Annotated in this window: 11 protein-coding genes; all 11 read left to right on the top strand. The window is 55.5% G+C overall.

Annotation, left to right across the window (positions count from 1 at the left end):
• The coding region (locus tag VM163_12795; protein HUT04757.1) for a topoisomerase DNA-binding C4 zinc finger domain-containing protein at nucleotides 1–522 on the top strand (522 nt) is incomplete at its 5' end.
• A 40-nt stretch (nucleotides 523–562) separates the two neighbouring features.
• Nucleotides 563–1489: a lysophospholipid acyltransferase family protein gene (locus tag VM163_12790; GenBank protein ID HUT04756.1), complete on the top strand. Its 927-nt coding sequence runs from the start codon at nucleotides 563–565 to the stop codon at nucleotides 1487–1489.
• A 152-nt stretch (nucleotides 1490–1641) separates the two neighbouring features.
• Nucleotides 1642–3693, top strand: a complete 2052-nt coding sequence (locus VM163_12785; protein ID HUT04755.1) for an ABC transporter substrate-binding protein — start codon at nucleotides 1642–1644, stop codon at nucleotides 3691–3693.
• Between the two features lie 243 nt (nucleotides 3694–3936).
• Nucleotides 3937–4083, top strand: coding sequence for a hypothetical protein (locus VM163_12780; GenBank protein HUT04754.1), 147 nt, complete (start codon nucleotides 3937–3939; stop codon nucleotides 4081–4083).
• Entirely contained in the window at nucleotides 4080–5651 is a 1572-nt protein-coding gene (gene drt4, locus VM163_12775; GenBank protein ID HUT04753.1) for an antiviral reverse transcriptase Drt4, read from the top strand. Before VM163_12780 ends, drt4 begins: the two co-directional genes overlap by 4 nt.
• 152 nt (nucleotides 5652–5803) lie before the next feature.
• Entirely contained in the window at nucleotides 5804–6472 is a 669-nt protein-coding gene (locus VM163_12770) for a four helix bundle suffix domain-containing protein (protein ID HUT04752.1), read from the top strand.
• Nucleotides 6473–6517: 45 nt separating this feature from the next.
• Nucleotides 6518–6775, top strand: coding sequence for a hypothetical protein (locus VM163_12765; GenBank protein ID HUT04751.1), 258 nt, complete (start codon nucleotides 6518–6520; stop codon nucleotides 6773–6775).
• A 201-nt stretch (nucleotides 6776–6976) separates the two neighbouring features.
• Nucleotides 6977–7657 (top strand): uracil-DNA glycosylase, encoded by a 681-nt coding sequence (locus VM163_12760; protein ID HUT04750.1) that lies wholly within the window; start codon nucleotides 6977–6979, stop codon nucleotides 7655–7657.
• 2 nt (nucleotides 7658–7659) lie between these two features.
• A complete protein-coding gene (locus tag VM163_12755; GenBank protein HUT04749.1) occupies nucleotides 7660–8037 on the top strand; it encodes a hypothetical protein in 378 nt (125 codons plus the stop codon).
• 70 nt (nucleotides 8038–8107) lie between these two features.
• Nucleotides 8108–9925 (top strand): glutamate mutase L, encoded by a 1818-nt coding sequence (locus VM163_12750; protein HUT04748.1) that lies wholly within the window; start codon nucleotides 8108–8110, stop codon nucleotides 9923–9925.
• A 20-nt stretch (nucleotides 9926–9945) separates the two neighbouring features.
• Nucleotides 9946–11073 carry a hypothetical protein gene (locus VM163_12745; GenBank protein HUT04747.1) on the top strand — a complete coding sequence of 376 codons (1128 nt, stop codon included), beginning with the start codon at nucleotides 9946–9948 and terminating at the stop codon, nucleotides 11071–11073.
• The last annotated feature ends 11 nt before the right edge of the window (nucleotides 11074–11084 follow it).

Raw genomic sequence — 11084 nt, 5'->3', positions numbered from 1 at the left:
TGGGAGATGGTTCTCAAGCAGTCGCGGTATGGGAGTTTTCTCGCCTGTTCAGGCTATCCCGATTGTCGGAACACAAAGCCTGTCCGAATAGACAAGCAGACCGGCGAGATGGTCGTCGTGAAAATGGAAGAGGTGAATGAGACTTGTCCGAGGTGCGGCTCGAAGCTGCTCATAAAGCTCGGTCGGAGCGGAAAGTTTCTCGCCTGTTCTGCATATCCCAAGTGCACGTTCACTAAATCGATCAGCATCGGTGTTGCTTGCCCTCAGAAGGGATGCGAGGGTTACATCACCGAGAAAAGGACCAAAAGGGGCAAGATATTCTACGGATGCAGCAACTATCCCAACTGCAAATTCGCTGTTTGGGACAAGCCAATATCCCAAAAATGCCCGCGGTGCGACGGCTTGATGATAACCAAGTATGAGAGAGGCTCTGACCGTCCGACCTATATATGCATCAACAAGAACTGTGGTTACAGGACTTCCGAGATTGACGAGAAGGATGAAGCAGAGGACGACAGCTGAGCCAGGCAGTGTCTCGTAGCTTTAGGAATGCCTTCAACGAATGAACCCGCTGACGCGACTCGCCAGGACAGGTTACTACCAGTTCTTCTCCACCATCTCGAAGATTATTCTCCCTGACACAACACGGCTTTCTGCCCTCGGGTCGCTTCTGGGCAATATACGATACCACGTGGGTTACGTAGGTAAGATGCGATCGAGACGTTCGTATCTTCATTATCTGCGAGAAGCACTACCGCACCTTCCAGAAACCAAACGACGTGAGATACTGAGGCAATTCTGGATCGACCATGAGAAATCATTTCTCGATCTGTTCCTGATTCCCATGCTTACAAAGGAGAATATCGACGATTTCGTCCAGTTCGACGGGCTTGAGGTCCTCGACGAGTGCCTCGCCCTCGGGAGGGGCGTCGTTCTCGCTGTCCCACACTTCGGCAACCCCAGGTTTTTGCATATCGCCCTCGCCATAAAGGGCTACCCGATGAACGTGATCTCCTCCAGATATGAGGAGGCGTCGGAGAGTGTCAGACGGATTCTGCTCGGGCCTTCGCTCAAATGGCACAAGGTGGGACATCCGGACATGTCTCCTCGATGGATGTTTGCGGCCCTCCGGCAGAACGAAATACTTCAGATATCCCCTACCGCGTTTGGCTCGTCGAAAGGCTGCTGGATAACCTTCTTGGGCGGCAGAACAATGGTATCTACCTCGCCCGTGAGGCTAGCTCTTTCCACAGGCGCAGCGCTCGTGCCAGCCTTCATCTCGCGACCGCAAGGCTATCGGCACCGCATCGAAATAAAAGCGCCTCTTGAGCTCAAACATGACAATGACCGACAACGGATCGTGCAATCCACCACCGAGAAGCTCATGAAGATAGTCGAGCAATACGCAGCCCATTATCCCGAGCAGTTCTCGTGGATGTGGTTCGTGATCCGCCGTCAGCAGGCCGAGGGTCTTGCCGCGGGCGAATAGTAGGCCGAGGTCGCTTTCTCAGCAACGACGGCAAGCGAAGCTATCCTTTAGCTGAACACGAATCGGCACGCTTGCTTGGCATTGCTCTTGGCACGTTGCAACAGCTGTGCTAATTTCGGTTTGCTCAGTTCAAGTGTTCAAGTGGGTGAGATGTGAGACTGGTCGTTTTACTCGTTTGCATTGTGATTATGCTTCAGCCACTGATTGGCTGTAGGAAGCCATTCGCGCCAAAGGCCCCAACGCTTGACGCCGCATTGGCGCTTTACGAGGCAGGCGAATTGGGAAAGGCACGAGCCGAGGTCGAGCGGGCTCTCGAGAGGCAACTCAGCCCCCATCTGCGTGCTGAGGCCTTTCTCCTTGACGCTAAGGTCCTGTTGGCTATGGGCGATTTTGACGGGGCAATCTCAGCGATTGAATGGGTCCACGAGCCACCTCCGGACCTCAAAGCGGATGCCGACTACGTCCTTGCCAAAGCGCTGATATTCTCCGGCCATATTGACCTAGCCAGCCGCCTGCTCTCCTCCATTGAGGCATCTGGACAACAAGACGTCGTGAAGTTGAGCCTGCTCAGAGCATTCTTGGCCACCAGGTCGCACCAATGTGAGAAAACGGTCAGGATAGCGGACGCAATCATAAGCTCCTCTGAGGGCAACTTGCGTGCAGAGGGCCAGTTTGCGAAAGGCTTTTGCCTGTATGAATCGAGGCAATTTGACGACGCCTTGAACCTCATGACGCAGGGGATAAAAGGCCTGCGCCCGGGCTATGAGCGTTACGTTGCAGCATTCATTGCTGGCCACTGTGCAGATGCCCTTATGCATTATGCAGATTCCGTCACCTACTACATGGCCGCGCTGGACGAGCTCAGGAACGTTGCCAAGCCGGACGATCTCAAGGCATCGGTCGAATCTTCCATTGAGCGGGTGCTGTTGTCCAAGCTGGGCCGAGACCAACTCAGAGCCATTATCGACCAGTTCGGCGTCAGATTCCCGGCTGACATCGCCACGTTCGCACTTGCAAGGCTCCTCATCCGGGACGGTGAGCAATCTGAGGCGGAAGAGATGCTGGCCAAGTTTCCGGGGCAATTTCCGCAGAGCGCGTTTGCCCCCAAAGCAGCAGATGTACACAGAATGATCGTGATGGGAATGCTCGGCGACCCCGGTCGCGTCGGCCTCATCGCCCCGCTGAGCGGCGACCTTAGCGATTTCGGACGGCAAGTGCTCTTGGGCGCCAAAACGGCAATCTCCGATTACTGTGCCGCCTCCGAGGCCAGTGTGTCTCTCATCGTTCGCGACAGCGGAGGCGATCCGGATGTCGCGGCAGAGGCGTTCATCGATCTCGCTGAGAACGAGAAGGTCATCGCCGTGATAGGGCCGGTCCTGAGCAAATCGCTGAGAGGTATCTCGGCCCTGGCAACCGAGTATCGGATGCTCGCGCTATCTCCCTCCGCGTGCGGCGCTGGCGCCACTGAGGCGAGCCAATACGTGTTCAGGAATTGCGTGCCGCTCTGGACGCAGGCTCGAGCGATCGCACAGTTCGCTGTCAGGCGGCTTCATCTCTTGCGGATCGCGGTTTTGATGCCAGAGAAGCAATATGGGACACTGCTTGCGGATTCTTTTATCAAAGCGGCCGAGAGCGCGGGCGCCAAGATCATCTTCATCAAGAGCTACCCACCGGGCGAGATGGATTTCAGGGAGCGCCTTTCTGGGCTTTGCGAGCTCGAGCCCGAGGCGATATTCATCGCCGACTACGCCTCCCAAATCTCCGTCATGGCGCCTCAGATACAATACAGCAATATCCACGACGTGGTGCTTCTTGGCTGGGACGGATGGAACTCGCCCTCGGAGCTTGGGCCGGTCCTCGGCCAGCTCGAGGGCGCCTTCTTCGTCTCAGGATTCTGGCTCGCTGACAAGACGACGAGGGCGGGCGAGCTTCACCAAAGGCTTCTTCTGGAACAGAACATCGATTGCTCTCCGCTCATTGCGCAGAGCTACGACGCTGCATCGATCGTGTGCAAGGCGCTTTTCAGGGGTGCTTTTTATCGGCAGGACCTTCGCGACGAGGTGTCCTGGCTTGAGTTCCGCGGCGTTCTCGGCCGCTACGGCTTCACGCCGCACGGGCAGGCCGCCCGACCTCTTAACGTCCTCACCGTCGCCAACGGCCAGATAGTCAAGGTCTGCGACATCGAGGTTGAACAATCTCGCTAGCCTTACGTTTGAGCTGATTCGGGGCTGTTTCAGCTGAAATAAGTTTCGTAGCGCTTGACATTCTCACACGATTTGATCGTACTCATGGTCGGTATTTGAACGGCGCCGGACCTTCAATGGTCGGTCATCGCCCAGAATCGCAGAGCTGACAATGATTGGTCTGACACAGACGAGCGTCCATTCAGGCAGTTGGCGTGACATTTTCGCTGGGCTTAGGTCTTTTGCAGAACCTAGGAGGTAATTATGAGGCCTTGTATCTTTCTCACCGTCTTTTTCGCAGTTATAGCATCTGGTGGTCTTAGCCTATACGCGACGGAGTATCACGTGAATCAGGACGGGAGCGGGCCAGTCCAACTCGATGCTGAACTAGAAGCAGGTGCCGCCCAGTGACTATTGATGCACAATATGTGTATGAGGGCCTGCTACGCCACGGTTTTTTCCCAGAGATCAAGGCGCATCGCGACGACATCCCTCCGGCGATCAACAGCAAAGGCTTCACCGCTGATGTTGCCAACAAGCTGGTAGCAAAAGGCCCGAATCAGAGGAGACGTGACGGATATGATCAAATCGAATTCCGAACAACCCGTTTCAATAACGTATTACGGCTGATGCATATCCCGCATCCCTATCCGTTTGCCTGTTTGTGCGAGTGTATTCGTGACAATTGGCAGAGATTAAGCCACATCTGCAACAACCAGCACAGCCAGATCAAACCGGGCCGTCATGACGACGACCGGGTGCTGGTTATCAGTGGTTACGACGTTGGGCGCGTCGTGGTCATGGACAAGGAGAGATTCCCACAAGACATCGCACAGCATCTTCTTATGTCCTGCGGTGCCCGGTACATGGCGGAAGCGGATGTGTCTTCGTGCTTCCCCTCCCTCTATTCTCATGCAATTCCCTGGGCCTTGGTTGGTCACGACGTAGCTAAAAGCAATCGAACGCGGAGCGTGTGGTTCAATCAACTTGATCACTGCCAGCGCTACCTAAAGCGCAATGAAACGCAAGGAGTGCCGATAGGCCCGGCAACATCCAGCATTATGAATGAAATCATCCTTTTTAGGGTTGATGAAGCGCTCGCGAAGAAGAAATATCGCTTTCTCAGGTTCATCGACGACTACAAGTGCTACTGCAAAACGCGAGAGCGAGCAGAGCAGTTCATACGAGACCTTGAGAAGGAGTTGTGCAATTATTTGCAGCAGCTCAACGCAAAGAAGGTCTCAATTGCGGAGTTGCCGATACCGTTCAAGAGCACCTGGATCTCAGAGCTGTTGATGCGCTTGCCCAACGACAAAGATGAAGTCTCGGCGAGGAAGGTTTCTGATTTCCTTGAATACGCTCTTGTTCTTCAGAAGTCATGTCCTGATGGAAGTGTTTTGAAATATGCTGCGCGCAGCCTTGTGGGCAAGGTGAATGAGCTGAACATCCAAGTATTTGTCGAGTATCTGATTCAAGTCGCGTTCCACTATCCTGTCGTGCTTCCCCTGATCTGCGAAGCTCTGAGCAAATACGTGGTGCCCGTCAAGACAGAAATGTTGCGGGTGTTGCGGGAGCTTCTACGCAGACATCTGGAATTTCGTCGGTCGGATGCTGTGTGTTGGAGCATATACCTCATGTTCCTTCTTCGCCAGAAGATCGGCAAGAAACTAGCCAAAGAGATCGTAAATTCAGGTGATTGCATGGCAATGGCGATGATGCTCTCCACCAACAAGTTCAAGAACTTGGTAATCAAATTCGTGGAGAACCTCGCTGGTAAGCATCCCTATGAATTGGACAAGTATTGGATTCTCATCTATGAGCTGACCCGGCAAGGGGACCTGAAGTCGACCGACTTAGAAGGGTACTTCAATTCGACCAGGCTAAATGTGCTCAAAGATGAGGGTGTGGCCTTCGTGGAAACTGCATCACTCAGAGGACTCGATCGTGAGCCAGTCGGCTTTGTGGAGAAGGCGAAATGAGTGTGGATGGCAGCTTGATGGTTCATAGCATTGACAAAGCGGCGATGAGCGACCAGTATGAGCGGCGAGAGTCACGAGGCTTTGCTCCGGAAGCTGCTTTAGGAGGAGATACGGCTGAGAGATTCGGAGCAGATTATGGGGAGAACAGCTTGATGGACAGGCATGGACGCAATGAAGATGGTGGACAGGACAGACGGGTTGGCGCGGGGCGAGAGCCACTGATTCCGAAGCACGGAGGTTATCGGAAGCTTAAGAGTTTTCAGATTGCGCAGCTTGTCTATGATGTTACAGTTCGATTCTGTGACCGTTATATCGATAGGAAAAGCCGCACCCACGACCAGATGATTCAGGCAGCGCGTTCCGGTGTTCAGAATATCGCGGAGGGTAGTGTCGCCAGCGGGACTTCGAGGAAGATGGAATTGAAGCTAACCAACGTGGCGCGAGCGAGTTTGGAGGAGCTGCGGTTGGATTATGAGGATTTCTTGAGGCAGCGAAACATGAGGCTCTGGGATCGAGATGATCCCCGCCGGAAGAGGCTGCTGGCGCGGCGCTGCACGACGGCGGATAGGGTAGCGGAGTGGGTGAAAGAGGTTCATGGACTGCATGGACAGGATGGACAGGATGGACAGTCCATGGGGTCCATATCGTCCAGAGAATCCTCCTATCCCGAGATAGCAGCTAACGCGGCATTGGTCCTGATCGGTGTGGCTGGCGCTTTATTGGACCGGCAGGTCGCCTCTCAGGCCGGTGCTTTTGAGCAGGAGGGCGGCTTCACAGAGCGGCTTTATCGGATCCGAAAGAGCAGGAGGAACATCGGATGAGTCTTCCTTTCACCGAATCGGCCGTTGAGAAAGCCGCTCTCTCGGTTGAGAGCACTTCGCTACGCGACCCTACACGGCGAGGAGATTGCCCCCGGTGAGCCGAACGCTGAGCGAGACGACTTCGGTGAGCTCATTCTTGCGGAGCGGTTGAGGGACGCGCTTTGGCCGCTGAATCTGAGGCTTCCCGACGAGGCGTGCGAGGAGGCCTTCCGGAAGGTGAGTCTACTTGACTCGCCATCGGTGGTCGAGAACAACCGTGCCTCTCACAAGATGCTCATTGATGGCGTGCCGGTTCAGTGCTGACTCGAGGACGGTTCGATCGGTCTCGACGCCATCCGAAATCTACTCGCATGGGGATTGAAGCAGGGCGGTGAGGGCGGTGAGGCATTGCCCCATTCCGCTTTGCCTTTCTGACCTCTTGACCGTTTGGCCCGTTTCCCAAACGGGGGACATTTCCCCGGCGGTTGACCGCAGGGGGAGGCGGTTGCTATACTCTCTGGCCTTATGAATGAGCTGGTTGGGATCATATCCGAAGTAAAGAACTTCCTGCGATTGCAGGCAGAACTTGGGGCGAAGACATATCCTAAAGAGGTTCTGTCAGTGCTGCCACGGGGGAGAAGATCGTTTGAGGAGCTTGAGCAAGAGGCTTTTAACTGCACGCGTTGCCGGCTGAGCGAAACGAGAAACAAGGTAGTTTTCGGGGCGGGAAACCCGAAGGCTGACCTCGTGCTCGTCGGCGAGGCGCCGGGCGGGGAGGAGGACAGGCAGGGCATCCCGTTCGTTGGTCGGGCAGGAATGCTTTTGACCAAGATTCTCAAATCAATCGACTTCGAGCGTGATGAGGTTTACATAGCTAACGTTCTGAAGTGCCGTCCGCCGGAGAATCGAGACCCGCTTGCGGATGAGGTCGAGGCGTGCGAGCCATATCTGGTTGAGCAGATTGCAGCGATCAAGCCGAAAGTCATCTGCGCACTCGGCGGTCATGCCGCCAGGACGCTCTTGAAGCTTGGCCCCAGCACGTCTATCAGCTCGCTTCGGGGCGTTGTGCACGATTACCGGGGAGTGCCGCTGATCGCAACTTACCATCCCGCCTACCTTCTGCGTTCACCCAACAAGAAGCGGGACACGTGGGAGGATGTGAAGTTCCTGCGTCGGCTTTATGATAGCCTGAAAGAGGGGGGCTAGAGATGACTGAGCAGCAGGCACTTACGGATTTTCAGAAACAAATAATGGAAAAAATCGCAAAGAAGGTCATTAGATGGCACGCGACCGTTCCTGCGATATTAATGCTTGAATCGATGAAGCCGCTGAACTTCGTGGGGAGCCAATTTTTGGTGGCAATTGGACCTTTTGCGGACGTGTTGTTCAATCCTGATGAGTACGAGCAGTTCGCTCTTGCAATGGAGAGGCGTGAGAGCGTGGAATATCTCTTGCAGCGGATCGAGGCGCTTGACGCGGAGTCAAGGCAGGCAGAGAAAGCAGCGCGCAGTCGCGCAAAGGAGCTTCGGAGGAGGAGTCGTGCCGAGCGCCGAGCCAAGAGACTTGAAACCAAGCCTCCCGATTAAGTGCGATTGACTAGTGTGCACCTAGCAGTATAATCCTCGCCACCGGATTGTTAGATCATAAGGATTAGATATGGGTAAGATTATTCCAGAGGAAGTGCGGTCGATTTTGGCTACCGACTGCGGTAGCACGACAACGAAGGCGATACTCATAGAGAAGCACGACGGGGAGTATCGCCTGATCGTTCGTGGGGAGTCGCCAACCACGGTCGAGTCGCCGTTTGAGGACGTTACGATGGGCGTTTTGAACGCCATCGCCGAGGTTGAGGAGCTCGCGGGGCGGAGGATACTTGACGGGAACAAGATAATCTCGCCTCAAAGAGACGAGCAGGTCGGGGTTGACATATACATCTCGACGTCGAGCGCTGGTGGGGGTCTTCAGATGATGGTGGCTGGGGTGGTCAAGAGCATGACGGTGGAATCGGCTGAGCGTGCGGCGCTTGGAGCCGGGGCGATCGTCATGGACGCCATCGCGTCGAACGACGGACGTCGGCCTCACGAGAAGATCGAGCGCATACGCCAGCTTCGGCCGGACATGATCTTGCTTTCGGGCGGGATTGACGGCGGGACGGTCTCGCATGTGGTAGAGATCGCGGAGCTCATCGCGGCGGCGGACCCCAAACCTCGGCTCGGGATGTCATATCGATTGCCTGTTATCTATGCCGGCAACAAGGACGCAAGGGGCGAGATAACTCAGCGCCTCGGCGAAAAGACGGACCTTTCGATCGTCGATAACCTTCGGCCGGTGCTTGAGCGAGAGAACCTCATCCCCGCTCGGAACAAGATCCACGATTTGTTCATGGAACATGTAATGGCCCAGGCTCCGGGCTACAAGAAGCTCATGGGTTGGACTCATGCTCCGATCATGCCGACTCCGGGCGCGGTGGGGAAGATAATTGAGACGATAGCGAAGCTCGAGGATATCCAGGTCGTTGGCGTTGACATCGGCGGCGCCACGACTGACATTTTCTCGGTGTTTTCGGGCGTTTTCAACCGAACCGTTTCCGCCAACCTCGGCATGAGTTACAGCGTGTCAAACGTTCTGGCTGAGGCGGGCATTGAGAATGTGATGCGGTGGATTCCGTTCGATTTGGAGGAAAGAGACCTAAGGAATCGGATCAAGAACAAGATGATCCGCCCGACAACGATACCTCAGAGCCTTCAGGAGCTAATCATCGAGCAGGCGATCGCCAGAGAGGCGCTACGGCTTGCTTTCGAGCACCATAAGTCGCTTGCGGTCGGCCTGAAGGGTGTTCAGCAGGAACGGACGATTTCCGACGCTTTTGCGCAATCTCGAACGGGCGGAACGCTAGTGAATATGATGAGTTTGGACATGCTCGTCGGCAGCGGAGGCATCCTGTCTCATGCGCCTCGTCGGCATCAGGCGGCACTAATGATGATTGACGCGTTCCAGCCGGAAGGGATCACACAACTTACTGTCGATAGCATTTTTATGATGCCACAGCTTGGTGTTTTGTCCACGTTGCATGAGAGGGCGGCGACTGAGGTCTTCGAGAAGGACTGTTTAATTCATCTTGGCACGTGCATAGCAGCGAGGGGCACAGGCAAACCAGGGACTCCATGTATGCAGGTTTCGGCTGATCTGCCGAGCGGAGAGCATAGGGAGGTCTCGCTCAGTCTGGGCGAGATGTATCTGCTGAACGCGGCTGTCGGTGAATCGGCTCAACTGAAGGTGAGTCCTCACAAGGGATTTGACGTTGGCGCCGGGCCTGGCAAGTCGCTCACAGCCAAGGTTAGCGGCGGCGTTGTCGGCATCATCCTCGATGCACGGGGCAGGCCCATTGTCCTGCCTGGGAACAAGCCAGAAAGGGTGCGAAAGCTTCAGGAATGGCAGAGAGCGCTCTCGGTTTATCCAGAATACTCTTTCTAAGGTAGTAAGGGAGTAACGTTTTGGCTCACGCATATACACCGGGACTCAAAGTAGTCGAGAGGACGATCATAAGGAAACGGCGTATCCTCCCTCTGAAGGGCGAGGTCCTGGTCCAGAAGGGGCAGGCTGTTAAAGCGGAGGACGTGGTCGCCAAGACTGACCTTCCCGGCAACGTCTATCCGGTGAACGTCGCCAACATCTTGGGCATCGTCCCGGAGGATATAGACCGCTTCATGCTTATCGAACAAGGAGGAAAGACCAAAAAGGGCGAGCCGATCGCGATGTCCAAGGGGTTTTGGGGCTTGTTCAAATCAGTTTGTGACTCTCCGGCCGACGGAACGATAGAGAACATCTCTAAGGTAACGGGCCAGGTTCTGGTTCGTGGGGCGCCGATGCCTGTCTCGGTAGATGCCTACCTCGACGGCACTGTTGTCGAGGTGATCGAGCAGGAGGGCGTGGTAGTCGAGACACAAGGCGCCTTTGTGCAGGGGATTTTCGGCATAGGCGGAGAGGCATGTGGGACTATTCGGATGGTCTGCGATTCGCCTGGGGATGTGATGGACAGAAGCTCCATCCCGGACAACTGCAAGGGTCAGATACTTGTGGGCGGCTCGCTCGTAACCAGCGACGCGATAAAGCGCGTCATTGAGCTCGGGGCGCTTGGCATAGTGGTTGGTGGCCTGGCCGACCAGGACCTGCGGGACTTCCTTGGATACGACATAGGTGTTGCGATAACCGGCTCGGAGCGGCTGGGAGCAACGCTGGTCATCACAGAGGGTTTTGGCAAGATCAACATGGCGGAGAGCACGTTTGGGATATTCAGGTCCAACGAGGGAAGGCGTGCCTCGATCAATGGTGCGACGCAGATTCGCGCAGGCGTGCTGCGGCCTGAGGTCGTGATACCTCGCGACCTGGGCGACTTCGAGCAGCCTGATGTGGGTGAGGCGGCCTCGGTGGGTTTAGAGGTTGGCAGCGAGATCAGGGTGATCAGGGATCCCTATTTTGGCCGGCTTGGTAAGGTTATCGGCCTGCCGCCGGAGCTCAGAAAATTGGAGACAGAGTCAGAAGTCAGAGTTCTAGAGGTGAAGCTCGACGATGGCGAAAAAGCAGTTCTTCCGCGAGCTAACGTGGAGATGATCGAGCACTAAAGGCCGGCCAC

Source organism: bacterium (assembly GCA_035527515.1).
GTDB lineage: Bacteria > B130-G9 > B130-G9 > B130-G9 > B130-G9 > B130-G9.
Note: the sequence above shows the minus strand (reverse complement) of the source record. Positions and strands in the feature narration are given on the sequence as shown.